Below are 25,797 nucleotides of genomic sequence, written 5' to 3' on the forward strand. Positions count from 1 at the left end.
TGATTTTTACAGCGTTTCGATTTGTTTTCTTGCCAGTTCAGCCAGCTCGTTTTTTTCTTTGGTTTTGAAGCTTCCCAAATTTTCCCTGTTTTTGATATAAGTATCCAGTATGATCAGAAATTTTTGCTGAAGTATCCTTTTGATTTCTTTAACCTCGTATAGCACTTTAATCATAGCTATAGACTCATTAATTCGCCTCAAATGAACATCCTGGTTCTCAAGTAATAATTGGTTTGCCTTTAATACCTGATCATTAAAAAAGCTTACAATTTGTTCCTGATTTTTGATCATCCGTTCCATCTCCACACGCATGGGTATCAGTAATACCTTTTCCTGGGATTTGATAAAACTGACATAAGCATCATGATTTCTGGACAATGCTTTTTTAAGCTGTTCATCCCCTATGTCTAGCGGATCTTTTCCACTACGGTAAAAGTACTCCACCATTTGCACAAACAGCCGGCTCTGGCTTCGCCCGAACTTCTCAGAAAGCTTCAACAGTTCGCTGTGCACTGATATCGGGAAGCGTATAGATTTCTCAGCAGGCCTGTTTCTTTTAACGCTTTTGCTTTTGGATATATCCATCGTACATATTCTTTTAAAGGTTTTAGCGTGCATAAAGAAGGAGAAATATACCCGGAGTATATTCCAACCCCCCTTAGCGAAAGCGCCAAGGGGGAAAAGTAAGGCGCTGCCTAACTTCCGCTTGCTCCTTTTCTTTGAAGAGAAAAGGCAATTGATTAGCACCAAATTGGCTGCAATAAATTCAGGTGGGCAGTCTGAACATTCGGCTCAATCACCGAACAGGTTCCCCTCAACAACTGCATCCTTTAAAACAGGTTTGCCATTTTGATTGGATTCCACAGTTAAATGCATCATAGTGCCAAAGGAAACAAAACGAATTTCCGTTTCGCCAGCCAAATACAAGTCAAGCTCTCCCGCCTTCTTGTAAACTGAGAGGCTGATTTTTTTGCCGGAATCTTTAATGGTAAAAAAACAATTGATGGCCATTAAAGTCTTAGACCATAACAAAAAGTCGAGCTTAGCCAGGTAATTTCCTGTAGGTACATCTTCTTTGTAGAAGGAATAATTTTTTGGTTCGTAACCTGCTTCTATAGCCGGAAAGAACCCCATCACAGTAGTTTCTCTATTCATCGTTTAAGTATTTGTATACCCAAAGTTTGAGTTTTTGAAACTCCTTGTTTCCCATATGGGAAAAATAATTACCCTTATTTGGTCACATGGGCGTGATTAAGAACTACTTCATTTTAAGCTTTTGATGATCCTTTAATCTATTATGGAATTCTGTTTTCAAATTAATAGTTACTATTGCATAAAAAAGCAGATACTATGGAAACTTTACATCAACTGTCGCATTTTTTTAATAAGAGACCTTTTCAGAATTAGGAGATTGAACTTTCCAATGTACTGTGTTAAGAACTTTGCTTTTCTTCTGTGCAATACAAAAACTGCCCATAAATCCCAAAACCAAAGTTAACAAAACACCTATTCTCATACATAAAGCTTATAATATTAATTTAAAGAATGAAATTCTAGTTAGTCACGAAGAAGGTTGTAATATTCCTTCTTATTTTTAAATAGCAACTCATGGATAACAGAGCTTTTAATGCTTATTCGAAACCATATTCTTATAAATAATGCCATTTTTCATAATGAAAATGAAGTTCTTTTCAGGATTTTCAATTAATTTGATATTTTTTAAAGGGTTTCCATCCACTAGTAGCAAGTCAGCATAAGCGCCTTGTTCAATGACACCGAGTTTTCCTTCAGAATATGGGTTACGCTTACCACATAAAGCAAGCAACTCCGCATTGGTGGATGTAGCCATTCTTAAGATTTCGTAGGGTTTGTACCAACGTACAAGTTTGGCAAGCTGTGCACCTTGCCTTGTAGCCAGTTTTGCATCAAAAAGGCAATCGGTGCCCCAGGCAGTTTTTATATTATATTTTTTTGCGAGCTCGTATGCATTGTCTGTTCCTTTGGTCATTTCCAACTGCTTTTTTCTGTTCTCTGATCCTTCAGGCTGGGGATTGGCATCAGCATCATCCAAAAACGGCTGCAAAGATAACCATACCCCCTTTTGTGCAAGGAGTTTCGCTGTCGCATCATCCATCAATTGCGCGTGTTCTATACACTTTACACCGGCATGTACCGCCGCCACAATAGCTTTTGGTGTATATGCATGCACAGCGACATAGGTTCCCCAATTATCGGCTGCATCCACTGCTGCCTTAATTTCTGCCTCTGTAAACTGGGACACGTCCAGAGGATCATAGCTAGAGGCCACACCACCGCCGGCCATAACTTTGATTTGGGTGGCCCCCAAACGCAATTGTTCCCTTGCCCGCATTAAAACCTGATCGGCACCATCAGCGATGATCGTCATACCGGATTTTTCCATATAGTTTAACGGTGCGCCTGTCTGCTTTGGCACATCTGTAGGCATTCCAAAGTCACCATGTCCACCGGTTTGGGAGATGGTAGCACCGCTTGGATAAATACGAGGTCCATTAACTATTCCCTGATCTATCGCTTTCATGAGGCTAAATGAGGCTCCTCCCATATCACGGGCTGTAGTGAATCCACGAAATAGTTGTTTCGTGGCTGCATCTGCCGCAACAAGGTTAACATATCCTATATCTGATATCATTGCAAGCTGTAATGGGATAGATTCCATTGTTAAGTGAGCATGTGCATCGATTAATCCTGGCATCAAAAATTTACCTTGACCATCAATAATTTGAGTATTGCCGTTTTGAGCTATAACAATAGGGCTGGTAGAAACGGTTTTTATCAGATTAGCTTCGATCAATACATTTCCGATGATGGTTTTTTCATCTTTACCGTTAAAAATTTCTACATTATTGATAAGTATAGCTCTAGGCTGTCCTAATGCAATACTAGCCATTGTTAGTAAAGTAATAGTGAATACGTATTTCATAACTTATGAATTAGCTGAATTAGAAATAAACCTATTTTTGCAGAATGGCTACATAAAATGTAGATCATTATTTCAACAAGTCAAACTCCGACTTTTTGAGCATCCTTTTTCATTAGTGTGTCAAGTTGGGAATTGAGAAAGACATTTCGTTCTCGACTACCACCATTCTTTATTAAGCTTTAAAAATTCTATTTATTAAAGTTAACTTTTTTAACTTATTAACGGGTCAATTAAATATGATAATTATGCGCCCCAATAAAAAAACATATATTTAGATTTAGCAATTGCAACTATAATATTCTTAAGAAAAACGCACGTTATTCGGGGAGTTGAATTACAAAAGCCAACAGATGATGTAAAAACGTTAATCTTAGCACCAGGTTCGAATCCATACTCGCCAGCTTTGTTGAGACTGCTGCACTCGTGCGGTGTGCTGCGAACCCATTTTTCAGCAGTCTGATAAAAATGCTGTGGGTACTTAAATCCTAGCTCGTAGGCAACATCAGCTACAATATTATTAGCCTCAAACATCTTATTTTTAGCTACATCGATCGCCACTAAACCTTTTTGTTACTTACCATATTATTGGTAATCAACCTGGCAATAACCACGGCAGGATATAATATCTCTAATGCAGAAAGCAAAACTGAAAGCATACGTGAGGCCATTCCATCAGGATAAATATCGCCATAACCAACTGTAGTTAACGATACCAGGCTGTAATAAACATAAACAGCATAATCAGTATCGTTATTATGTAAATTTATATTTCCGGCAATTGATTTACCGGTTTGAATTTCCAAAATCTCAAAAGCAAACGAGCCCATTAAGGCAAATAATAGATAAACATTTACTGCTCCTATCACTCTGAAGATATTACACTCTGCATTTTGAAACAACAGCCTAACATTAGTAAAAATGAACAAACTCATATTCACAAGCCCAACTAAATGCTCCACCAAATAGTATTCCTTAGGCGTATCGTCAAATCTAATCATTAGCAAAATCAAATGCGCCAAGAACAGAAATGACGATAAATATATGTTCCACCTATCTTCGCTTGAAAAAATCCCAATAAACTATAAAGTACAGTGCGAGGAATAACATATTTAAAACCAAAATATCTACTGCTTCTCCCTCTAACAAAATGGGCATAAAAAAAGAGCATTACAAATAATGTGATAAAACTGGTGTCTGAATGCCAATAATCCTTTACACTATTAATAATTCGTTTCAACGGCAGTATGATTCATATGAATTTAAATAAGAGCCGGCGTTAACAGCTTGTTGAGCATATACGAATTTAGAGCTGAAAGAATGTAAATTAAACATTTGCTGCAACTTAATTTCAAATAATTTAGCAATATAACATACACGAAGGTCAAAAATCGAATCCGCCTAAATCCAAGTAGCTACTCAGTATTGCTAAAAACAAGTAGTTGTTGAACGCTTTTAATTAAGTTGCAATCTAGACACTTGATGAGCTCTTGGTTATTTTATTGGTTATAGAGGTGATCACCTCATCTAGTTCGACTGAGGATTTGGCGAGGTGTTTTATTAGCTCCTCACTCTCCTGATCTAGACAATTGTATTGCAGTAGATTTACCAACGCCATTATTTTTGTTAAAGGAGCACGTACCGCATGGGACTGTAACCAGGCGATTTCCTTTAGTTTATTGTTCTGCTCTTCAATAGCTCTCATTTGCTTTTTATTCTCGGTAATGTCTTGCATTGCTCCAATCATTCTATAAGCATTTTGATTCTTGTCAAATCCAATGTACCCACGGTCCATGATATCACGGTAAACACCATCGCCACACAAAAACCGGTATTCATCCCTCCAAAATTCAATCCCTTGTTGAATTTGCATTTCGATTTTTTCCATTACCCTTGGACGGTCATAAGGATGAATGTTGTTTTCCCACCAAGAAGCGTCTGTCATTAAACTAGCCGTCTCGTATTTCAAGACTTCACTGAGTCCGAGATTCCAGCTGATTTTCATGGTTTTAAAATTAAAATCCCAGATGGCATCTCTAGTAGCCCTTGCCACGATCTTATAGCGTTCCACACTCTCAAAAACTAGGTTTTCATGCTCCACCCTCTCGGTAATGTCTCTGGAATTACAAACAATCCCTAAAATAGAAACATCTTCAATCAGATTCCTTGCACGGGTTTCGATCCACCTCCATTCTCCTGTGATATTCTTAAAACGGAATGGAGAAAACAGCAGCTGCTGAGTTGTTTTTAATTTTTCAGCTTCTTTAACGACTTGATCAACATCATCAGGGTGAATGAAATCCAAAACTTTTCTACCTATAAAAGCCGTCGACTCAATTCCCAGTATTCCCAAGGAGGTTGGGCTTACATATTTATAGTTCAAATCCAAATCAACAATAGCAATCAAATCGGAACCTTCTTGAACCAGGGCCTTAAATCTCTGTTCACTTAAAGCCAATTGCTGCTCTGCAATGATTCTACTGGTAATGTCTTGAGCCAGCACCAGCCTTGACTTTAACCCATTGAAATCAATTAAACTACTTTCAATTTCAACAAAAATAAGCTCGCCGTTTTTCTTAAGATGCCGGAAAACTGTTTTATAAAATTCTTCACTGTGATCGTCCTCCCGAACTATATCATTTACCAGAACCAAATCCTCCATAGAACTGATATCGGTAATTTTCATATTCAAAAATTCCTTTTTACTATAGCCATACTTATTTATAGCCGCCAGATTAACCTCTAGAAAGAAAAAAGTTTTAATGTCAAAGACCCACATTGGTAAGGGCGACTTATCGAATAGATTGTCAAGACTGATATGATCAATTTTACCCTGCATTTTACTTCGATTTATAGATGTGATTGTTCATTAATTGTAAAGGGCAAAAAAATTCAGGATATTCAATATGTTACCATAAACCTCAAAGAGTCGCTTTTCTGCTAACATATAAAAAAAAGCAATAACTAATCACCCTCACCAGAAAATTCACTTAAATATCCAGGATCAAGCTAAACCTATCCTAAAAATAAATCTAGAATAGAACATCTTTGTTCTGTTTTAACAGGCGCAATTTAATTCAGAAATCGGCCCACACATTCTTGTTTTAATCAAATAACATCAACATTTTTATATTGTTAAGAACCTTTGTTGCTAAAAAGCGGTAAATTGGCTTAAAATAATAAATCGTTGGTACCATTGATGCTAAGACAATTTTTGTAGCCAATCAAAGACTTTATCCGAGCCAAAACCTGTCTTCAAGGACCTGTTCTAAATAGGCCCCTAACCCGCCTCCTGGCAGTTAATAATGAACAGCCAAACAGCACCTGTGCAAAAAATAATTTTATATTTTAAAAATTTGTCGAATTTTATTTTAAAAAATATTCGATTTAAAGAATTCTATTTGACATTCCAATAGATTTTATTATATATGCGTATAATTTAAATACAATATAATGCAACAAGGAATAGTAAAATTTTTCAATGAGATAAAAGGTTTTTCATTTATCGTACCAACAAATGGTGATGGTGAAATCTTTGTTCATTCTTCAAGCTTAATGGAAGAAATTCGTGAAAACGATTCAGTAAGCTATGACATCGAGCAAGGTAGAAAAGGCTTGAATGCTATTAATGTTAAAATTAGCTAATTAGCTTTTCTTCATAGATAAGTAGAACACCCACCTTTACAGGTGGGTGTTTTTTTGTTTAATTATATATGAGACACTTAGATCTCGGGGTAATAACTGGGATTACCATCGTGCTGTTGCCCTGTGAGGTTAATGCGCAAAATTCAGGAAAAATACTTGCTGAAATCAACCATGTTACCGCTGGAACCAACTCCGCCTGAAATTCAATAAAGCATCTAATACCAATATTGACAATAGAATGCGAACGGGCTCAAAAATTATCTCTTTCAACTTTGAGGAATCATTTTAACCCATCCAGAAGACCCAATGAAATTTTAGCATTCCAAATCGCCAAAGACTCATAATCCGCTACTGCGAAAGAATCAAATAAAAACGGTATTTTTGCGAAAAATGGACATCGTATGACCATTTTCTGCCTTCATTTATAAAAACAACTATGAGCACAATAAACTATCCGCATTTCAGCCTTGATTTTCATAAAAACATTTTAGAAAGTCTGGAAGATTATGGTGTATTTACTACTGATAAACAAGGAATTGTGACTAGTTGGAATAAAGGAGCCGAAAATGTGCTCGGCTATTCCGAACAGGAAATATGCGGCCAGTCTGCCAGGATCATCTTCACCGATGAGGATCGCAAGAATGAAATTCCAGAGCATGAATTCACAGAGGCAATGGAAAAAGGTAGAGGTCAGGACGAGCGTTATCATCAAAGAAAAGATGGAAGTTTGTTTTGGGCCAGCGGACTAGTTTTTCCTTTATATGACAATGACCAAAAGCATATTGGTTTTACCAAAATCCTCAGAAACCTCAGTAACCGCAAGCAGGCAGAAGAAGAGGTCTTAGAAGCCAGAAAATATGCACAAAGTATTGTTGAAACCTCTAAAGAACCTATTCTCATATTAAATTCAGATTTGAGTATCAATTCGGCCAGTAAATCCTTTTTTAAGCTTTTTAATTTAGACAAATCCGAGGTCGAAAATCTAAACCTATTTGAGGTGTTATCCAGATCGCTCGATCCCCAGGCGCTGCAACAGCAAATGCAGAGTTATGACAGTTTCGAAAACCTAGAACTAGTTTATCCTCAAAAAGAGACTGATGAAGAGCATATACTACTGGTTTCCAGCCGTAAGGTTTTTCAAACTTTCAAATCAATCGGCCAATTTCTACTCACATTTGAAGACGTCACATTTGCACGCAAACTCGAACAGGCGAAAGAAGATTTCATGAACATCGCCAGCCACGAACTCAAAACCCCCATCTCAGTGATCCGCTCCTATACACAATTACTAGGTCTGGAACTTAAAGGAAAAAGCAATGATCGGGTCAGCAAAATTCTCAAACGCATTCTTCATCAATCTGACCAGCTCAATAAGCTTACCTCACTGCTGCTGGATGTTTCCGCTTTTAACGCTGGAAATATTAGTCTAAATAAAGCACCATTTGTATTGTTAGAACTGGTCCTGGAGATCGCTGCTGAAATAACTGAAAACGCCAATCATCAGATCATCCTTCAGGAAATCAGCGACGTCAGAGTAATGGCAGATCGCGCTCGCATCGCTCAGGCGATCACCAATTTAATAACTAATGCCATAAAATACTCCCCTGATGCGGACATCATAAACCTTAATCTACAGGTAGATGAAAGCAAAAAAACTGTAAGACTATCAGTTCAGGATTACGGCATAGGTATTTCTCTTAAAAATCAACAAGAACTTTTCAAGCGTTTTTCAAGATCAAATCATACAAAAGCCAGAAACATAGATGGTTTTGGCATGGGCTTATATCTCTCGCAGGAGATCATAAAAGCACACAAGAGTCAAATAAGCATCATCAGTGATGGAGAAAATGGCTCCATATTCTATTTTGACCTAGATGTGATTTAAATATGTTACTGTTAAGCCTGGAAATTACTCTGCCCCATTCTTACAATTTGCTCTAGCTTTTCTTTCAGCTGCTCAACAGAAAATGGCTTCACCAAAAAATCATCCAAATAACGCAGCTCAGGATGTTCCTCTAAGGATATCCAGATTGAAGCAATAAGTGCAATGATACAGACTTGGCTTTTTTGTGGATCGCTCAATTCACGAATCCTCCTACTGACATCAAAGCCACTAATCACAGGCATATTAGTGTCCATAAATATTAAATCATAACAATTCGCTATTACAGCGTCAAGGGCAAGCTTGCCTTTTGTTGCAACATCAGCAACCAGCCCCCATCTGGCCAGCGTTTTTTGCAACACCATCGCGTTAACAGGATTATCCTCAGCAATCAAAATTCGCAAATGCCCAATTTCGATACTGACTTCATCCGACATAACCTGATGCCCTTTATTAACAAGCTCAGCAAAGGAGAGTTCAAAACTAAAGAGCGTTCCCAACCCCTGTTCAGATTTAAAGCTCAACATCCCTGCATGAAGCTCCACAAGTCTTCGGGCAATGCTTAGGCCAAAATCAGTACCCTGGAACTGCTTAAAGATTTGATGTTCAGCGCGAAAATAAGGTTCAAAAACACGAGCTTGCTGCGTCTCAGCAATGCCGATCCCAGAATTCTCAATTTCAAATCTAATGCTAAGTATAGCCGAATCGGCCGATACATCAATAGCCTTAATTTAAACAAACCCTGATTTTATAAATTTTATGGCATTTCCCACAAGATTAAATAATATTTGAGTCAACCTGATCTGATCCCCCATCACTAACTTCTCCTTAATCCGATCATCCATATCAAGCTAAAAGGCTAAATCACTATTCAAAATCCGCAATTTTAGCGTCCCATACACATTACTTAATAAAAAGTCCAGGCGAAAATTTGTATTTTCCAGCTGTTCCATTCCAGCATCCAAGAGATTAAAGCTCAGTATATTATTAACAGTTTATATCAGGTTTCTGCTGAAAAACTTAAGATGTTTAGATTTTTCCTTTGACGATCACTTGGATTGTCTTCCAGTAATATATTAGTCATCCCAATCACTACATTTAAAGGGGTGCGAAGTTCATGAGACATCGTAGTCAGGAAATTAGTTTTCGCTGCTGCCATCTTTTCTGCCGTAAGCAGCGATTTCTTAAGATTGGCATTCAACAACCGCTCCTTACGGCTAGTCTTCTTAAATGCACGAAAAAAATAATGATGATTTGAGGATATGATGCAGGTACAAATATTAGCCGAAGAATGGATGTAGGATTATAATTACTCCAGACCACATGAGGCGCTTAATGGTAAAACTCCGATGGAGTATAAAGCCCTGCGGGCGGCATGTCATCATTAATACAACTAGAAAAAAGTTGTATTAATGATGACAGATATTATAAATTTGGATTCTCGTTAGCAGACACCATATGGTAATATCCATGTTTTGTTTTAATTGCTTCAAGTAAGGGAAAGGTTCATATTGTGGATATTGGATTTGATTACATTGGTAGTTATGAGCAGTCCAACGCGACCATTTATAAGGTAAGATGGGTTTAACGGCTTTTAACCATAGTTAACCTTATGAATCAATGATGGAATCAAGCAACTGCCTCAACCATTTTCTCAAAAAAAAAGAGCGTACCTTACGGTACACCCTTTAACGCTCCCCTAAATTTAATAAACAATATCATAATACCTACACCATTAATATAAATACTAAATGAAACAAGATTAGTTTTCGACTGAGTCTTCTTTACCGGTGGATCGTTGTTCTAAATGTTCCTGCAACCTTTTAATGCTTTGTTCACTTTCCTTTAAGCAGGACATATAATTATTAATTACCCAATTATTATTAAACCCATCATGTACAGCGGTTTCAGTTGCTGTTTTAACATTCATAGCTTTTAATGAGCAATCATATTGCAATTCTTCTAGTAGTGATCTTTGATTATTCATAGCGTTAGATTATAAATAGTATTGCACTTCTAAAAATGACTTCTATATCTGCCAACTAAAACAAACTAAGTTTTGAGGAGGTTAATTTAGTTATTACTAATATAATAAAATTAATAAACATAATTCGTTTAAAATGCAGGGTTACATGCTCGGATAAGTAATTAGAAATCCTAAGTTGGATACCTACTTTTGAATCAACTTTAATTAATTGAGTAATCCCTACCTGGAATCTCTGCTGGATCTAAAACAATTCCACCCAATAAGGATCCTTCCTTATAGAAGTGAAATTCCATTTTCTCATTTATCTTGATCTTCGATTCAGTTACTATCTTAAACAAAAAGTATTTGAAATGCTTAGGGGTAGAAAGGTTTACACCTACAGGTTGATAAAGTATTATGCAATTCGGTTCGCCAACTCCTATCTGCCATCCCTTTGGATGTAGTTCTCTAGCCAACATTTGGGCGACAATTCTCGTGTTTAGTGTGGGCATGTGAAAGTGAAATCATTATACTATCTTTAATATAGCAAATATCTATGAATATTTTTAATATAGACTAATCCACCAGCTAACCTGAGCTGCAGAGCTTTACCTCAGAAGTAAAGCTGCCTTCATGATTACCTACACTTTTTAACGTAAACAAGGTTATTCTTTCCAACGTATAGAAATCAGTGTTTCAGATCATCTTATATATTGTACCTCTCGAAATCAGTGATTTCAAACCCTGCTTTTATCAGTTTTTCATTAATTAGATCAGACAAAGTCATCTGAAGTGATGCTTATTCAAGCATTACAGGAAAGTAATGCTTGAGCCAATAACCTATAGCTTATGAACAAGCTATTACTCCAGCCAATCCTGTTTCTGAATTCATAGAGTGTAATTATGATGAGCTCTTGGAAACTGAACGAGGTTAATGGCTTAAGAAAACTATGGATATAGGTATCAGTCAAACGACGTTATCGGACATTACAGACAAGATTATTCCGGAAGTAAAGGAATTGCAATCCCGACCATTATGGTGGGCCTTGAAGCCTGTTAATAAAGCTGACACCCTTGAACAGGCCGAACTTAGAGTGGATGATCTGGAGGCTAGGCTAAATGGGGTAAGAAATATGAAAAGGTAATCGAGTCCTATAGGAATAATTGGCCAAAATTAACCAGCTAATGTCGATATGATGCTCCGATTCACAGATTGTTTACACCACCAAGACCATTGAAGGATTTTACCAACAGGTTCGAAAGGTGACTAGAACCAAGCGAGCATTTACTTTTGATATGACATTACTAAAACTAATTTACCTGGCTCGTAATAACATCAGCCAGAAGTGGACAATGCCATTAAATAATTGGGGTGTTACTGCACAAAAACTTGCAATTTGGTTTCCTGACCGGATGGTGCTACATTTGAATTAAAATGACCAAGGCGGTAATTCTAATGAATCACCACCTTGAAAGTTTATTCTACATACACCTGGGAATTATTAATATCCGTTTTTAAGGTTTAAGTTCATCCATAGAAGTTTTTGAATTATTTTTATTTTTTTTTTTAAAGCGGCCTTTTTAAATATTGTTTCAGGCTATAATTATAACAAAACAATTGTTTCTATTTAATTGAATCTTTATAGATCAAGCAATCTTTAATAATCAGCACAAAATTCTTTTTCGGATCTCCGATCAGGTTCAGGTCTTTCAAAGGATTTCCGTCGACCAAAATCATATCTGCATAAGCCCCTTCTTCTAAAACTCCCAGCTTACCCTGTTTGTAGGGATTTCGCTCACCACTTAATAACAACATTTGGGCATTATCGTATGTAATCATTTTAAGTATTTCGAAAGGCGTAAACCACTGCGACATTTTGACTACAAATTGACTCTGTTCAGTATTTTTTTGTGGTTGAAAAAGAAGATCACTCCCCCAAGCAAGATTCACCTTATATTTCTTTGCAAGGTTGTAAGCATCAAGAAACTCAGAAGAACTAAAAAGAAATACCATTGCTTACCCAATTATTTTCCTTAAAGAGATAATCATCAAAGGATTATGCATCATGCGATCGCATACTCCCATGTTGTACTTTAATACTTCAAAACTATTCCGTAAATCGCAAATCGAGAATTTAATTGTATGCAACAGCAAGAATCTAACTTATTTATCCCATATGGGACTTCTTATCTTTTAAATTGATAATCATTGTAATCAACTCAATTGACAATAAAAACGAAAAGGAAGAAATCTGCCTATGGAACCATTTAGTTTTGAAAAACTTCCCGAAGTGATCAGAATCCTATTTGAAAAAGTAGAGCACATTGAAGAATTACTTCAGGATTTACAGCCGCAGCCCCCCAACGAAAATGAGCTTTTAACGATTCATGAAGCTGCCGAATTTCTGAAGGTCACTGTACCCGCCTTATATACAAAAGTAAGCAGACACGAGATCCCGGTAAGCAAACCAGGCAAAAGGTTATACTTCAATAAAACTGAGTTAAAGAAATGGATCATAGCTTCAAGAAAAAAGACAGCCATGGAAATCAGAAAAGAAGCTGAAGAGCAGATGAAAATGCTCAATAAGCATAAAAACTTTATTTGACCTATCTCAAAAGATCAACGATTCTGTTCGCTTTTACAACCGATACCGAAGTTTGATATTTCTTCCTATAGCTTTAAATAGCCCAGGATGATCCTTTATAGTCGCATCAACAACATCCCAATCCCCCTTTACATTGCAAACTAGCTGATACTCCATACCATCCAAGTTAATCTGGATTTCACTGGTTTCTTTGGTTATCCCCTTGGTAATAATAATGTAGGTATAATCCTTTTCATCAAAGTTGGTGCGCATCGGTAAACTCATAATGCAAATATAACATCGGAAATGTGCTTTTATTCTACTTGCTATTTTATACCCTAAAAATAATTATGAGCTTTAGAAAACTACTTTTCATTCCGATGTACAATAAACTTAAATGATTTCGGCGGTAAGTTTTCATCCAATTCCACCTTGACAGTTTCTTCCGGCATTTTCAGCATAATCTTGTCTGCAGCATTACGTTTGGTCTTGTCTACAATTTTGGCATAGATCTCCGTATTCTTAAAAGCCTTATGTCCTAACATTTTAGAAACCGTATAAATATCCGTTCCGAGTTCCAGTTGCAGCGTAGCAAACGTATGCCGGAAACTATGAAATGTTATATTCTTATTGATACCTGCTGCTGCAAGCCAATGTGTAAAGAAAGTCTTTAGTCTGGAATACCTTAATCCCTGAAAAACAAGAATATTCTCCGTATTTTGATTCCCCATAAAAAAGACTGCCTGATCGGAGATTGGCATAACCTCTGCAGCTTCAGTTTTTTCCTGTGAAAACTGAAGTTCATATTTCCCGGCAGTTCCACGTAATTCTGACCACTTCAATGTTGCTACATCAGAAAATCTCAACCCGGTTAGCCCAGAGAAGAGCGCAGCCCTTCTCATCAAATCTGACTCGGCAGGAGTTTCTGCTAAATGCTGGAACTCTTCTAATGTAAGCCTCTCCCTGTGTGTCTCTTTAGCTGGAATGGCTTTTACAATCGTATGTAAATCCTGTGATATAATACCCTTTTTATAGGCAATTCTTAAAACATGCCTCAACTTCGCATAATAACAAACAGCTGTATTTCTCTTGATCGGTCTTCCTGTTCTGCTAATACTCGGACCGCTAAGCAAGTAGATTTTGTAATCTTCACACAAATGGTCATTGACTTCAGGAAACTTAAGATCATGGCCTGCAAAAGCGATAAAATATCTCAAACCCATAGCCCAATCATCTGAAAGCGATTGTTGCTTTTTGCGGGTTTCTAGTTTGAAAAAATCAATGAAACTAGAATCTCTTACGGCATCTGAAAGAAAGCCAAACCTACGGTTTTGTATATCCAGTTGCCGCTGCGCACAAACGGTACGGGCCAAGATCATCGTCTCCTTATTATGTTGCCGCTCCCATTGATCAGCGGGATCATTATAAATATACAATTTAAGGGTTTCAAATCGATGGAACTTACCTGAAGCCGGGTTTTTAAGCGGTGGTGAATAATCCAGCACGATGCTTTTTCTGTTATTCACGATAGTTCTCATTCTCATTTTCACTTTAGCCATAACTAATCGTTTTGGTTAGAAAATTTATTTAGATCAGACTTTAAAACGTAAGTGTACTTACCATCTCGATATTTAGGGATGTTATTCCGCTTCAGCAGATCCCACAATGCTCTCTCAGAAAAATTAAGTGCCTCTTGAGCCTCCGACATGGAATAGCAGAACTTTGGATGTGGGTTCTTTTTACGCGCCTTCAGTACAGGTACCTGGAATTCTGGGAGCACCAGCATCTGATCAAGATCAACTCGTTTAATCAGTGTTTTTCGAGGTGTAAACCTAATGGCTTTTATTCTACCACTTTGAATGATATTGTAAATACTCCTGACCGAAGTATTCAATAATCTGGCAGCCTCCTTAACCGTTAAAAATTCGGCCACTACTGTACTCGCAGTGGTCGCGGCTATAGTCTCCACAACTTGCTTTTCAGAAGCCTCGATTTTCAATTCTCTGGCCTTTCGTTTTCCGTATTTGCTGTTACATATATGACTGCAAAATCTAGTCACCGTTGTCTTTGCCATGAAAGCATTTCCACAGAATTCACAAATCCTTTTTACCTTAATATTCGAACTCATCCTTTTATTGCATTTAGTCAAATGCACAGTCACTTTTTGATCAAATTCTACCCAAAAACACCTGTAGTCATCTCGCCTTTTTAAGTGTCATTAAGCGTCGATAAGTGTTATTAAGTGTCATTAGATGTCGTTAGTCGCCATAATCTACCAGATGATTTTTACACCTGATTTTTAGGAGAAAAAAGCTACAAATGCGCTACAAAAGTCAGAAAAACAAAGTGATATTTCCAAAAATATGGACAAAAGAAATTAACATAACTTGTTAACAATAAGCTATATACTTGTCATTACTTAGCGTAATTATGCAGTAATTATCATGGATTATTTGCCAATGCAGAACTTACTAAATATATTCTCCAATAAGTCGTCCGTAGTCACTTGCCCAGTAATCTCACCTAAATAATAAAGCGCTTGCTTAATATCCATCGCTAAGAAATCTGAAGTCACAGGATTTGTTAGCCCTCTCACCACACTATCCAGCGCCGTTTTGGTTTTCTGCAACGCTTCCACGTGTCTGATATTCGTCACCATTGTATGGTTCGTAGAAAGCTTATCTCCTACTGCAGTATCATACAGCAACTGTTTCAACTCCTCAATCTGCTGATTTTCTTTCGCTGAAATAGAGATAAAGCTAATATCTGAAGGCAATCCTAATTCCTTCACTCTATCTGTAAATGAAAGATCGATTTTATTCGCCACTGCGATAAAAGCAATTCCTGGTTTGTGTAAACTTTGAATATCATCTCTGATTTCGCTTGCAGAAAGATTCACGACATCAAAAAGATACACCAATACTGCCGACTGACTAATCTTCTGCATTGTTTTCTCTACTCCAATCACTTCAATCGTGTCCGTAGCCTCTCTAATACCTGCAGTATCAATCAATCTGAAATTAATGCCATTAATATTCAAAACCTCTTCAATCGTATCGCGTGTAGTTCCGGCAATTTCACTTACAATCGCACGGTCTTCATTTAACAGCGCGTTTAACAAAGTTGATTTTCCTGCATTTGGTCTACCGGCGATAACCGTGTTGATCCCTTCTTTAATCACATTTCCTAACTCAAACGAGCGGATCAGTTTATTGATCACCAATGTGATCTTATTGATTAACTCCTGCAGCTGATCTCTATTTGCAAACTCCACATCCTCTTCAGAGAAGTCAAGTTCCAATTCAATCATAGAAGCAAAATGTATCAATTGTTCTCTTAACACATTCAATTCCGTACTAAAACCACCTCTAAGCTGGTTCATCGCCACGCTATGTGCAGCCTGAGAATCCGAAGAAATCAAATCTGCTACAGCTTCTGCCTGCGATAAGTCTAAAGAACCATTCAAAAACGCCCTTAAAGTAAACTCTCCAGGTTTCGCTGCCGAAGCACCTTTTCTAATCAACAAAGAAATGATCTGCTGAATGATATAATTTGAACCATGGCAGCTAATTTCCACCACATTTTCTTTTGTATAAGACTTTGGAGCTACAAATAGTGCGACTACCACCTCATCAATCACCACATCACCGTCTTTGATCAAGCCAAAGTGTAAGGTATGGGAATCTTGTTTTAGCAAATCCTTACTAAAAACGGAGTTCGTGATCGTGATCGCATCCTTACCTGAAAGACGAATTACACCGATCGCACCGATTCCTTGAGGAGTAGATAAGGCAACTATAGTTTCATTACTGATCATAAGAAGAAATATTCTGTGTTTTTATTATTTACAAAACTAGCCAAACATTTCATACCTTACCGTGTTTAGTTTTTGAAAAAACAAATAAACTACAATTAAATCCTTACTGGTCCATCAAAACAAGTTCAAATCTGATCTTGTTACCATTGATGTGACCCATTAATTTAGCCAGACGCTTATGAAAGACATGCCCCTTACCGTTAAAAGATCCATTGAACTACTCGGAATCGTTCTTGTAGGAACCATACTTGTCATTGGAAAAGACATCATCATGCCGGTCATCATGGCCTTCTTCATCAGCATCATGCTCCTGCCCGTATTTCGATTTTTAAGGAAATACAAATTCCCGGAAATAGCGGCCATCATTTTACCGATCCTTTTAGTGGCCATCTTTGTCGGATCCATTGTATGGTTCTTCTCCGCGCAGATAGGTGTGCTGGCAAACGACTTCCCACAAATTAAATCCAATGTGAACGCACACTTAAAAACCCTCAGCGAATGGTTTGGTAAAATCAGTCATATCTCTACTACTGAGCAAATGAAGTTCATTACAGAAAAAAGTGATGACCTCCTGGCGATGGGAGGTAAAGCGGCCAGTGGTGCAGCAGTAACCCTAAGTTCACTGTTTGTATTTGTAGGTCTATTGCCCATCTACATCTACCTGATGCTGTTTTACAAAGATATTCTATTGCGCTTTGTGTTCATGTGGTTCAAGCCAGATCATCACCCAAAGGTGAAAGAAGCTATTTATGAGACTGAATCCATCATAAAAAACTACCTGGTAGGCTTATTAATTCAGGTAACCTATATGACCATTTTACTGGGAGGAATCCTTTTGCTTATCGGCATTAAACATGCGCTGCTGATTGGTGTAATTTTCGCGATCTTAAACCTGATCCCTTATGTAGGGGCATTAATAGGAAACATTATCGGTGTTTTACTTACCCTGACTTCTTCTACAGAATTATGGCCGGTCATCACTGTACTTGCTGTTATTGCCGGAGTTCAGTTCTTGGACAACAATATTCTGATGCCTAGGATTGTAGGATCGAAAGTGAAAATAAATGCCTTATTTGCCATTTTAGGGGTCGTCATTGGTGGAAGTATAGCCGGTGTATCAGGGATGTTCCTATCTATGCCGATCATCGCTGTATTAAAAGTTATCTTCGACAGAACAGAAATGTTTAAGCAATGGGGCGTATTACTTGGTGATGAAAGGCCTTCAAAAAGCCCAATGACCTTTGCCTCTTTCAGGAAAAAGAAAAGCGTACCGACTTCGGCAGGAACTCAAAAATAACTCCTGAGTTAAGCTTAAATGCATCATGCTCAAATTAAATACTTCATTCTGAAAGAAAAAATGGAACAGAACACAAAGGCTAGCTGGATACTAAACGTAAAACACTGGCAGCTCTTTACTTTATTCCTGGCACCTTATGTATTGCCCTATCTTTTCAGTTCCTTTAGAACGCCTGGTTTTAGTGGCTATTGGATTGAGCTGTGCTCCTTAATTTATCTGCTGACTTTATTTTGCGGTTGGATATATTTCAGTACTCTAAATCTGTATCCACTATTACCAGCTAATGTAACAATGAATATTAAAAAGTTCAAAAGAAATGTAGGATTCGCGTTCTTCCCATCCTTTATCCTCTTAGCAGTTACCTTGTACCGGGAGACCGAAGGAATTGGAGGATCTGGTTTCTTTGCGCTAGCCGTCTTAATAGGACTAATCCTGGTGTATCCTGCCATCTGCCTTATCCAATCTACCTACTTTATGATAAAAACGTTAAAAGTAATAGAATTACAGCGCCCTGTAGACCGCAGCGACTACAACTTACTGGATTTCACCATTATTTATCCACTTATTGGTGTTTGGGTTTTGCAGCCGCGAATCAACAAGGCCTACGAATTGTCTGGCATTACGTAGCAGCTTCATGTGCAAAAGGAATAAACCTGATTAAGCATCATACGGAGTAAAAGAAAAAGGTCCTGAACATCATGCTCAGGACCTTTTTTAGGCAGTTAAAATTGATGATTACATTCTTTCCGGAACTGTGATTCCTAAGATTTTCATACCCGCTTTAAGAATATTCGCAGTAACCGCACTAATACTTAAACGGTGATGTTTCAACGCTTCATCTTCTTCTTTCACAATCGGTGGAACCTCATGATAGAATTTATTGAACATCTTAGCCACCTCATATAGATAATTCGCCAAACTTGCCGGACTAAACACTTTCGCCGCAGCAACAATCTCCGCAGGATATTTAGCAAGTAACATAATCATTTCACGTTCTGTAGCAGTGATCGCTACTTCAGCAGCCCCTTTTCCAGCATTATAACCAGCTTTATTTAACAGAGATTTTATACGGGCATGGGTGTATTGAATAAAAGGACCTGTATTTCCCTGAAAATCAATAGACTCCGAAGGATCAAATAACAGACGTTTCTTAGGCTCTACTTTCAGGAGGAAGTACTTCAAAGCACCTAAACCAATATTGTTATATAAAGCACTTTTCTCTTCTTCGCTAAAGTCATTTACTTTTCCTAGCGCTTCCGTTTTTTGTTTCGCCGTCTCGATCATCTCTGCAACAAGATCATCGGCATCAACTACGGTACCTTCTCTGGATTTCATCTTGCCGCTTGGCAGATCCACCATGCCGTACGACAAGTGGTGTAAGCCTTTGGCCCAGGTTTTACCCAATTTTTCTAAAATCAGGAACAATACCTTGAAATGGTAATCCTGCTCATTTCCTACCACATAAATCGACTCATCCATTCCGAAATCGTCATGTTTCATTTGAGCAGTTCCCAAATCCTGAGTGATGTATACCGAAGTCCCATCAGCACGTAAAACCAATTTCTGGTCTAAACCATCGGCAGTTAAGTCGATCCATACAGAACCATCTGGTTTTTTAAAGAACACGCCTTTTTCTAAACCTTCTTCTACCGTTCCTTTTCCTAATAAATAGGTATTACTCTCGTAATAGTACTTGTCGAAATCAACACCAAGGTTTTTATAACTCACTTCAAAACCAGCATAAACCCAGCTGTTCATCGTTTTCCATAAGCTGATGACCGCCTCGTCTCCTGCTTCCCAATCCTGAAGCATTTTTTGTGCTTCTAAAATTAATGGCGCATTCTTCTTAGCTTCCTCTTCTGTCTGACCCGCTTCTTTTAAAGCCTCAATTTCTTTTTTATACTCTTTATCAAAGATCACATAGTACTTTCCTACCAGGTGATCCCCTTTTAAGCCAGAGCTTTCCGGAGTTTCGCCATTTCCCCATTTCTGCCAGGCCAGCATAGACTTACAGATATGAATACCACGGTCGTTTACCAGGTTCACTTTGATGACTTCATGACCGCTTGCTTTTAGCAATTCCGCCACAGAATAACCTAACAGATTGTTTCTAACGTGTCCTAAGTGTAAAGGTTTGTTGGTATTTGGTGATGAATATTCTACCATTACCTTTTTGCCATTCGGTGCAATTGCTCCAAATTCAGGGCTCAAAAGCTCCTGATTGAAAAGGCTCAGCCAATAGCTATCTGCTACTGATAAGTTAAGAAATCCCTTAATTACATTAAATGCAGTAACTTCTTCTATGTTTGCCACCAAGTATTCTCCAAGTTCCGCTGCTGTTACTTCCGGAGATTTTTTAGAGAAACGCACGATAGGAAAAACCACAATAGTGATCTGTCCTTCAAATTCAGCTCTGGTATCTTGTAAACTTACTTGGTTTTCTGGAAGATCCTGACCGTATAATTGCTTTACCGCAGCAATCGTTGCTGTGGTGATATGTTGTTCGATATTCATAATTTACTCGTTTCTAAAAGCGTTAGTCGCTTTAATTAAAATTTCAAAAGCATGTTCTGCCATTTGATTCTCCCTGTCGAGAGTTGGATTCACTTCTACAATCTCGAAGCAGCATACTTTCTGATTGGTGATCAGGCCAGACATCAGCTTACCTGCTTCTCTTTCTGTCAATCCTTGAGCAACCGGTGTTCCCGTTCCCCTGGATGCCGTAGGATCCATTGAATCCACGTCAAATGAAACATAAATGAGATCACAATGATCAAGATACACCAAGGTATCAATCACTGTCCGCTCTACCCCTCTTTTCCGGACATCAGCCGTCGTAAAGATCTTGACTTTATTTTTCTTCAGCAAGTATTCTTCCGGCTTCTCCATATCCCGCGCAGAAATCAGCACAAGATCGCGATAATTAATCTTAGGTGCTATATTTCCAACGTTTTTTAGCTGAAACCAGTAGTTGATCGTTTCCTGATCCAGCTTGTTCACTTTCGACTCTAAATTATCTTCGTCAAGTGACATCGCTAAGGGCATTCCGTGCATATTTCCGGAAGGAGTAGTGTACGGAGAATGGATATCTGCATGCGCATCGATCCAAATCACCCCTAATTTCGACTTTGGAAAAGCCGCTTTTATCCCCGCAATCGTACCCGCTGCAGTGCTGTGATCTCCTGCTAAAACTACCGGAAACTCTTTCTCTTCTAAGGTAGTCCGCACCTGATCACTCACCCGCTCTACCATGGTCAATATCCCTGAAATCCGTTTCGCATACGGACTCCCGGTGCCTTCAAGCAACAAATGATTCTCATTTGGCACTTCTATAGATTTATGTTTTTTGAAGAATCTACTCCCAAAATCCAACGCTGCAATCTTAATTGCATCCACTCCTAAACTAGCTCCCCGTGTACCGGCGCCAATCTCGGATTTTACCTCAATAATTTTTAAAGTCTTAGTCATAAAAAAAAATACAAGTGTATTTTATAAAGTGATTATCTTTGAGCCGAAAATTAACTCATTTAATTAGCTACCCCTTTAAATAATTGTTCAAAAATATAAAAAATGCAGAGTTACTCCGAATTTCTTGATCTAAGTGTTGGTTTCCCTCAGGAAGGTTACAGCGTTATAGACGACGAATTGTATTTTCAAGATCTCAATCTGATGGAAATGATTGAAACCTATGGTACGCCATTACGTTTCACTTATCTCCCAATGATAACTAAGAAAATCCAACAAGCCAAATTATTATTTCAAACGGCTATCATCAAGAACAATTACCGTGGGGACTATAAGTATTGTTACTGTACTAAAAGTTCGCACTTCAGGCACATTGTTGAAGAAGCCTTAAAGAATGGCATTCACCTGGAAACCTCATCAGCATTTGATATGCCTATGATTGAGGCTTTGGAGAAAAAAGGTGCCCTAACCAAAGACATTACGGTAATCTGTAATGGATTTAAAACTTATCAGTACAAACAATATATCATCGATATGTTGCACGACGGATACAAAAACATCATTCCAGTATTGGACAACAAAGAGGAGTTTAACCTTTTTGATGATGAGGTAGAATTAGATACACCTTGTAACCTGGGTATCCGAATCGCTGCTGAAGAACAACCAGACTCGCAGTTTTATACTTCAAGACTGGGTGTACGTATGGAAGATGTGATTGAGTTTTACAACAATAAGATCTCTGCAAATCCAAACTTCAGAGTAAAACTATTGCACTTCTTTATCAATTCAGGTATTACAGATTCTCCTTATTACTGGAACGAACTTGAAAAATATGTGACTTTATATTGCAAGTTCAAAAAGATCAATCCTGAGCTGGATACTTTAGACATCGGTGGTGGTATGCCGTTCAAAGACTCTTTAGTATTCGATTTCGATTACGAATACATGGTAAATGAGATCGTAAAAAGGATTAAAGAAATCTGTGCTGAGCACGATGTAGTAGAACCAGATATCATTACTGAATTTGGAAAATATACCGTTGCTGAAGCATCTGGTATCTTATACAAAGTATTGGGACGTAAACAACAGAACGACAGAGAGAAATGGCTGATGCTGGATGGTTCATTCATCACCAATCTTCCAGACGTTTGGGCGTTAAACCAGAAATACATTTTATTGCCGATTAACAACTGGGATGCTGAGTATGAGCGTGTCAACTTAGGAGGCATCACTTGTGATGGTCAGGATTATTACAATCAGGAAGCACATATGAACAGTGTATTTATGCCGAAAACACGTAAAGTACAATACCTGGGCTTCTTCAATACCGGAGCTTATCAGGAAGTATTGAGCGGTTATGGTGGTATTCACCATTGTTTATTGCCGAGTCCGAAGCATGTAATTATCCGTAGAAACAGAGATGAAACTTTCAACTTTGAAGTGTTCGGAGAGGAACAAAACAGTAAACAAGTATTAAAAATCCTGGGTTACGTTTAAAACCGGATCCTAAACAAATTATACAGCGTGTGTCCAAAAGACACACGCTTTTTTTTCGCCCTGATTTTTAGGCAAAAAAAGGGACGCACCCCCCGGTGCGTCCCCAACCTTAAACCAAACTTATTATGAAAACTCTTCTGTTTCTTAATTAAGAAACTTTAATCTCTTTCGCAGCAGATTTTGATTCGTCTTTTTTACCAATTGTGATGTTTAAAATTCCATTGGTATATTCCGCAGTGATTTTCTCTGCATCAATACTTTCAGGCAACACAAATGATCTTGCAAAAGAGAAGTAATCAAACTCTTTGCGTGTATAATCTTTTTTCTCGTCTGTCTCCGCAACCTTTTTCTCTGCCCATACCGACAAAGTATCTTTCTTTAGGTTGATTTGAAAATCTTCTTTAGTTAGACCAGGTGCAGCCAATTCAATTTTGTATTCTGCAGCTGTTTCCAAAATGTTTACTCCTGGAATCTTGTTAATCGTTAAGTTTTTATTTAACGCCTCACTGAACAAAGAATCAAATACATTGTTAAAATAAGGTGCAGTGTTTCTGGTTCTGTTATTAAAATTTACTAGTGTCATCGCTTATTCTCCTTTTATTTTAAGTTTTAATTTTATAATTCAATATAATCAACACTTATACCAATTCAATTATCTATGATATTTAAGACATTTTGGCGCAAGAAAACAAAAACAACAGACAAAAAGACAGACATAGTCAACCATTTCGACAGTTTTAAGTATAAAACGCAGATAGAAACCCGTTTTGCAGATTTTGATATGATGGGCCATGTGAATAATGCGGTGTACTTTACCTACATGGAGATGGCCAGAGTAAAGTATTGGAATACGGCGGTAAAATGGGATTGGAGAAAAACCGGGGTAGTCATCGCCAAAGCAGAGCTGGACTACCATACCCCAATCTATCCAGAGGATAAAATCAGCATGTACGTAAGAACGTCAAGAATAGGAAAAAGCAGTTTCGATCTGGAATATTTACTGGTTAAATTAGTACATGGAGAAGAAGTCATCTGCAGTAAAGGAAAAACCGTCTGCGTCGCATTTGATTATAGCACTAAAACCTCCTCCGCTATTCCTGATAATGAAAGAACAAAAATGATTTCATTTGAACAGCTTTAGGAAACTAAACATTGTAAAAAAACAGCCTCTTGCTTTTAAATTTCTTTGAAAGATTAAAAGCAAGACGCCAATAGTATATTAGCTACTCATAACAGGTCACCAACCAATAATAGATCAAATAACCAACATTAGATCAATTAAAATATCTTTCCTGGATTTAGAATTCCTGCAGGATCAAACACCTGTTTAATTCCCCTCATTAAATTTAGGTGTACTTCCGAATATTTAATCGACATGAAGTCTTTTTGTACCAAACCGATCCCATGTTCGCCTGAAATTGTACCACCCAAAGCGCTCGTCAATTCAAAAATCTCAACGATACCGTCTTTAAGTTTAGTATGCCAATCTTCATCGCTCATTCCCGCCTTAATGATATTCACATGTAGATTTCCATCACCAGCATGGCCGTAGCATACGCTTTCGAAACCATACCTGGAACCGATCTCTTTGATGCCGTTGATCAATTTCGGCAAAGCTGCCCGAGGAACCACCGTATCTTCTTCTTTATAGATAGAATTAGATTTCACCGATTCCGGCATAATCCTTCTCATACGCCATAATTCTTCTTTTTGCTGAGCAGTATCGGCAAACAGCACATCTGTACAACCAAACTGCTCTAATACCGCATTCACCTTTTCACAATCCTTGAAAATACTATCCATATCATTCCCATCAAATTCTATCAACAGAAAAGCATTGATGCCATCTTTAAGGTTAAACTTGATCTGATCGAATTCAATCACCCACTCCACTCCTCTTCGCTCCATGAACTCCAGGGCAGAAGGAATCACTTCCGCACGGAAAATAGCAGATACCGCAGCACATGCCTGTTCATTTTCCGCAAATGAAGCCAGCATCAGCACATTATTTTCTGATCTGGGAATCAATTTCGTTACGATCTTAGTTACCACCGCCAAAGTTCCCTCAGAACCGATCATCAACTGCGTCAGGTTATAGCCAGAAGCATATTTAAGCGTATTTGCACCTGTCCAGATGATTTCACCGTTAGGCAAAACCACTTCCAGGTTTAATATATATTCTCTGATGGTGCCATATTTAACTACCCTTGGTCCGCCTGAACCATGGGCCACATTGCCACCTATAAAACATGAACCTTTACTCGAAGGATCAATCGGATAAAGCAAGCCCTTCTCCGCCACTGCATCCATAAATTCCTGTGTAATCACGCCTGGCTCTACAATGGCCTGAAGATTCTCGGTATCAATATCGATGATCTTTTTAAAGCGTTCCATAGACAACAATACGCCGCCAAAAACTGGCAAGGCCGCGCCGCTTAAACCCGTCCCTCCACCTCTAGGGGTAACAGGAACTACATATTGATGGCAAATCTTAAGCAAGGCGGATACAGATTCCGTATCTTTTGGTTTCACCACCACTTCCGGGTAATACTTCAAATCTTCAGTCTCATCATGACAATAAATACTCAAAGTTTCTTCATCAGTAAAAACACTATCTGCACCAACAGCAGCTTTGATCAGGTCCAGCAGGTCGACAGTAATTTTAGTAAATTCCATGGTCATAA

General features: G+C 38.0%; 25 protein-coding genes and 1 pseudogene. 8 read left to right on the plus strand and 18 right to left on the minus strand.

Features of this window, described 5'->3' with window-relative positions; genetic code table 11:
- Positions 1–6 precede the first annotated feature (6 nt).
- From K7X70_RS10795 to K7X70_RS10820, 6 genes are all read right to left on the minus strand, one after another.
- Positions 7–585, minus strand: a complete 579-nt coding sequence (locus K7X70_RS10795; RefSeq protein WP_222537070.1) for a BfmA/BtgA family mobilization protein — start codon at positions 583–585, stop codon at positions 7–9.
- 207 nt (positions 586–792) lie between these two features.
- On the minus strand, positions 793–1,155 hold the full coding sequence (locus K7X70_RS10800) for a hypothetical protein (protein WP_222537071.1): 363 nt from the start codon (positions 1,153–1,155) through the stop codon (positions 793–795).
- A 469-nt stretch (positions 1,156–1,624) separates the two neighbouring features.
- Complete coding sequence (locus K7X70_RS10805) at positions 1,625–2,962, minus strand: metal-dependent hydrolase family protein (protein ID WP_222537072.1); 1,338 nt, start codon at positions 2,960–2,962, stop codon at positions 1,625–1,627.
- Positions 2,963–3,205: 243 nt separating this feature from the next.
- The gene (locus tag K7X70_RS10810) at positions 3,206–3,520 is read right to left on the minus strand and encodes a helix-turn-helix transcriptional regulator (RefSeq protein ID WP_222537073.1); all 315 of its coding nucleotides are present in this window, start codon (positions 3,518–3,520) and stop codon (positions 3,206–3,208) included.
- Positions 3,520–3,960: a potassium channel family protein gene (locus tag K7X70_RS10815; protein WP_222537074.1), complete on the minus strand. Its 441-nt coding sequence runs from the start codon at positions 3,958–3,960 to the stop codon at positions 3,520–3,522. The genes K7X70_RS10810 and K7X70_RS10815 overlap by 1 nt, the downstream gene beginning before the upstream one ends.
- Before the next feature lie 470 nt (positions 3,961–4,430).
- Positions 4,431–5,798, minus strand: a complete 1,368-nt coding sequence (locus K7X70_RS10820) for a PAS domain-containing protein (RefSeq protein ID WP_222537075.1) — start codon at positions 5,796–5,798, stop codon at positions 4,431–4,433.
- 614 nt (positions 5,799–6,412) lie between these two features.
- Here K7X70_RS10820 and K7X70_RS10825 point away from each other — a divergent pair.
- Positions 6,413–6,604, plus strand: coding sequence for a cold-shock protein (locus K7X70_RS10825; RefSeq protein WP_222537076.1), 192 nt, complete (start codon positions 6,413–6,415; stop codon positions 6,602–6,604).
- 436 nt (positions 6,605–7,040) lie between these two features.
- Positions 7,041–8,489, plus strand: a complete 1,449-nt coding sequence (locus tag K7X70_RS10830) for a sensor histidine kinase (protein WP_222537077.1) — start codon at positions 7,041–7,043, stop codon at positions 8,487–8,489.
- A gap of 11 nt (positions 8,490–8,500) precedes the next feature.
- Here the strand turns inward: K7X70_RS10830 and K7X70_RS24550 are convergent, their stop codons facing one another.
- The 3 genes from K7X70_RS24550 to K7X70_RS10845 form a co-directional block, all read right to left on the minus strand.
- Positions 8,501–9,217: an ATP-binding response regulator gene (locus tag K7X70_RS24550; protein ID WP_368388688.1), complete on the minus strand. Its 717-nt coding sequence runs from the start codon at positions 9,215–9,217 to the stop codon at positions 8,501–8,503.
- A 269-nt stretch (positions 9,218–9,486) separates the two neighbouring features.
- Complete coding sequence (locus K7X70_RS10840; RefSeq protein ID WP_222537079.1) at positions 9,487–9,645, minus strand: histidine kinase dimerization/phospho-acceptor domain-containing protein; 159 nt, start codon at positions 9,643–9,645, stop codon at positions 9,487–9,489.
- 603 nt (positions 9,646–10,248) lie between these two features.
- Positions 10,249–10,473, minus strand: a complete 225-nt coding sequence (locus K7X70_RS10845; protein WP_222537080.1) for a hypothetical protein — start codon at positions 10,471–10,473, stop codon at positions 10,249–10,251.
- A gap of 1,025 nt (positions 10,474–11,498) precedes the next feature.
- On the opposite strand from K7X70_RS10845, the pseudogene K7X70_RS24595 reads away from it, so the two are divergent.
- Positions 11,499–11,886 (plus strand): annotated as a pseudogene (locus K7X70_RS24595) (transposase); the annotation flags it as partial.
- Positions 11,887–12,076: 190 nt separating this feature from the next.
- Here K7X70_RS24595 and K7X70_RS10855 read toward each other — a convergent pair.
- Positions 12,077–12,466: an amidohydrolase family protein gene (locus tag K7X70_RS10855; RefSeq protein ID WP_222537082.1), complete on the minus strand. Its 390-nt coding sequence runs from the start codon at positions 12,464–12,466 to the stop codon at positions 12,077–12,079.
- Between the two features lie 244 nt (positions 12,467–12,710).
- Here K7X70_RS10855 and K7X70_RS10860 point away from each other — a divergent pair, with 244 nt between their 5' ends.
- Complete coding sequence (locus K7X70_RS10860) at positions 12,711–13,058, plus strand: helix-turn-helix domain-containing protein (protein WP_222537083.1); 348 nt, start codon at positions 12,711–12,713, stop codon at positions 13,056–13,058.
- Positions 13,059–13,091: 33 nt separating this feature from the next.
- On the opposite strand, the gene K7X70_RS10865 is transcribed toward K7X70_RS10860, so the two are convergent.
- The 4 genes from K7X70_RS10865 to mnmE form a co-directional block, all read right to left on the minus strand.
- The gene (locus tag K7X70_RS10865; protein WP_222537084.1) at positions 13,092–13,322 is read right to left on the minus strand and encodes a hypothetical protein; all 231 of its coding nucleotides are present in this window, start codon (positions 13,320–13,322) and stop codon (positions 13,092–13,094) included.
- A gap of 80 nt (positions 13,323–13,402) precedes the next feature.
- The gene (locus tag K7X70_RS10870) at positions 13,403–14,596 is read right to left on the minus strand and encodes a site-specific integrase (protein ID WP_222537085.1); all 1,194 of its coding nucleotides are present in this window, start codon (positions 14,594–14,596) and stop codon (positions 13,403–13,405) included.
- Positions 14,597–14,598: 2 nt separating this feature from the next.
- Positions 14,599–15,111 carry a helix-turn-helix domain-containing protein gene (locus K7X70_RS10875; protein ID WP_222537086.1) on the minus strand — a complete coding sequence of 171 codons (513 nt, stop codon included), beginning with the start codon at positions 15,109–15,111 and terminating at the stop codon, positions 14,599–14,601.
- Between the two features lie 375 nt (positions 15,112–15,486).
- Complete coding sequence (gene mnmE, locus K7X70_RS10880) at positions 15,487–16,854, minus strand: tRNA uridine-5-carboxymethylaminomethyl(34) synthesis GTPase MnmE (protein ID WP_222537087.1); 1,368 nt, start codon at positions 16,852–16,854, stop codon at positions 15,487–15,489.
- 178 nt (positions 16,855–17,032) lie between these two features.
- Between mnmE and K7X70_RS10885 the strand changes: the two genes are divergently transcribed.
- Complete coding sequence (locus K7X70_RS10885; RefSeq protein ID WP_222537088.1) at positions 17,033–18,151, plus strand: AI-2E family transporter; 1,119 nt, start codon at positions 17,033–17,035, stop codon at positions 18,149–18,151.
- 60 nt (positions 18,152–18,211) lie between these two features.
- Entirely contained in the window at positions 18,212–18,778 is a 567-nt protein-coding gene (locus tag K7X70_RS10890; RefSeq protein ID WP_222537089.1) for a hypothetical protein, read from the plus strand.
- Between the two features lie 108 nt (positions 18,779–18,886).
- Here K7X70_RS10890 and argS read toward each other — a convergent pair whose 3' ends face one another.
- Together argS and K7X70_RS10900 are read right to left on the minus strand one after the other, a co-directional pair.
- Positions 18,887–20,665 (minus strand): arginine--tRNA ligase, encoded by a 1,779-nt coding sequence (gene argS, locus K7X70_RS10895; protein ID WP_222537090.1) that lies wholly within the window; start codon positions 20,663–20,665, stop codon positions 18,887–18,889.
- 3 nt (positions 20,666–20,668) lie between these two features.
- Positions 20,669–21,619: an arginase gene (locus tag K7X70_RS10900; protein ID WP_222537091.1), complete on the minus strand. Its 951-nt coding sequence runs from the start codon at positions 21,617–21,619 to the stop codon at positions 20,669–20,671.
- A 102-nt stretch (positions 21,620–21,721) separates the two neighbouring features.
- Here K7X70_RS10900 and K7X70_RS10905 point away from each other — a divergent pair, with 102 nt between their 5' ends.
- Positions 21,722–23,113: an arginine decarboxylase gene (locus K7X70_RS10905; RefSeq protein WP_062549353.1), complete on the plus strand. Its 1,392-nt coding sequence runs from the start codon at positions 21,722–21,724 to the stop codon at positions 23,111–23,113.
- A 148-nt stretch (positions 23,114–23,261) separates the two neighbouring features.
- Here K7X70_RS10905 and K7X70_RS10910 read toward each other — a convergent pair whose 3' ends face one another.
- Positions 23,262–23,696: an Hsp20/alpha crystallin family protein gene (locus K7X70_RS10910; RefSeq protein ID WP_222537092.1), complete on the minus strand. Its 435-nt coding sequence runs from the start codon at positions 23,694–23,696 to the stop codon at positions 23,262–23,264.
- A 75-nt stretch (positions 23,697–23,771) separates the two neighbouring features.
- On the opposite strand from K7X70_RS10910, the gene K7X70_RS10915 reads away from it, so the two are divergent.
- On the plus strand, positions 23,772–24,254 hold the full coding sequence (locus tag K7X70_RS10915) for an acyl-CoA thioesterase (RefSeq protein ID WP_222537093.1): 483 nt from the start codon (positions 23,772–23,774) through the stop codon (positions 24,252–24,254).
- Positions 24,255–24,391: 137 nt separating this feature from the next.
- Here the strand turns inward: K7X70_RS10915 and K7X70_RS10920 are convergent, their stop codons facing one another.
- Entirely contained in the window at positions 24,392–25,789 is a 1,398-nt protein-coding gene (locus K7X70_RS10920; RefSeq protein ID WP_222537094.1) for an FAD-binding oxidoreductase, read from the minus strand.
- Positions 25,790–25,797 lie beyond the last annotated feature (8 nt).

It is taken from the genome of Pedobacter polysacchareus (assembly GCF_019802255.1).
GTDB classification, from domain to species: Bacteria; Bacteroidota; Bacteroidia; order Sphingobacteriales; family Sphingobacteriaceae; genus Pedobacter; species Pedobacter polysacchareus.

Coding starts and splice junctions, on each gene's coding strand:
- K7X70_RS10885 (WP_222537088.1), top strand. CDS start 17,033: ATGAAAGACATGCCCCTTACCGTTAAAAGATCCATTGAACTACTCGGA.
- K7X70_RS10795 (WP_222537070.1), bottom strand. CDS start 585: ATGGATATATCCAAAAGCAAAAGCGTTAAAAGAAACAGGCCTGCTGAG.
- K7X70_RS10855 (WP_222537082.1), bottom strand. CDS start 12,466: ATGGTATTTCTTTTTAGTTCTTCTGAGTTTCTTGATGCTTACAACCTT.
- K7X70_RS10815 (WP_222537074.1), bottom strand. CDS start 3,960: ATGATTAGATTTGACGATACGCCTAAGGAATACTATTTGGTGGAGCAT.
- K7X70_RS10915 (WP_222537093.1), top strand. CDS start 23,772: ATGATATTTAAGACATTTTGGCGCAAGAAAACAAAAACAACAGACAAA.
- K7X70_RS10800 (WP_222537071.1), bottom strand. CDS start 1,155: ATGAATAGAGAAACTACTGTGATGGGGTTCTTTCCGGCTATAGAAGCA.
- K7X70_RS10910 (WP_222537092.1), bottom strand. CDS start 23,696: ATGACACTAGTAAATTTTAATAACAGAACCAGAAACACTGCACCTTAT.
- K7X70_RS10890 (WP_222537089.1), top strand. CDS start 18,212: ATGGAACAGAACACAAAGGCTAGCTGGATACTAAACGTAAAACACTGG.
- K7X70_RS10805 (WP_222537072.1), bottom strand. CDS start 2,962: ATGAAATACGTATTCACTATTACTTTACTAACAATGGCTAGTATTGCA.
- K7X70_RS10820 (WP_222537075.1), bottom strand. CDS start 5,798: ATGCAGGGTAAAATTGATCATATCAGTCTTGACAATCTATTCGATAAG.
- K7X70_RS10825 (WP_222537076.1), top strand. CDS start 6,413: ATGCAACAAGGAATAGTAAAATTTTTCAATGAGATAAAAGGTTTTTCA.
- K7X70_RS10865 (WP_222537084.1), bottom strand. CDS start 13,322: ATGAGTTTACCGATGCGCACCAACTTTGATGAAAAGGATTATACCTAC.
- K7X70_RS10845 (WP_222537080.1), bottom strand. CDS start 10,473: ATGAATAATCAAAGATCACTACTAGAAGAATTGCAATATGATTGCTCA.
- K7X70_RS10920 (WP_222537094.1), bottom strand. CDS start 25,789: ATGGAATTTACTAAAATTACTGTCGACCTGCTGGACCTGATCAAAGCT.
- argS (WP_222537090.1), bottom strand. CDS start 20,665: ATGAATATCGAACAACATATCACCACAGCAACGATTGCTGCGGTAAAG.
- K7X70_RS10875 (WP_222537086.1), bottom strand. CDS start 15,111: ATGGCAAAGACAACGGTGACTAGATTTTGCAGTCATATATGTAACAGC.
- K7X70_RS10905 (WP_062549353.1), top strand. CDS start 21,722: ATGCAGAGTTACTCCGAATTTCTTGATCTAAGTGTTGGTTTCCCTCAG.
- K7X70_RS10900 (WP_222537091.1), bottom strand. CDS start 21,619: ATGACTAAGACTTTAAAAATTATTGAGGTAAAATCCGAGATTGGCGCC.
- mnmE (WP_222537087.1), bottom strand. CDS start 16,854: ATGATCAGTAATGAAACTATAGTTGCCTTATCTACTCCTCAAGGAATC.
- K7X70_RS10830 (WP_222537077.1), top strand. CDS start 7,041: ATGAGCACAATAAACTATCCGCATTTCAGCCTTGATTTTCATAAAAAC.
- K7X70_RS10840 (WP_222537079.1), bottom strand. CDS start 9,645: ATGGCAGCAGCGAAAACTAATTTCCTGACTACGATGTCTCATGAACTT.
- K7X70_RS10860 (WP_222537083.1), top strand. CDS start 12,711: ATGGAACCATTTAGTTTTGAAAAACTTCCCGAAGTGATCAGAATCCTA.
- K7X70_RS10870 (WP_222537085.1), bottom strand. CDS start 14,596: ATGGCTAAAGTGAAAATGAGAATGAGAACTATCGTGAATAACAGAAAA.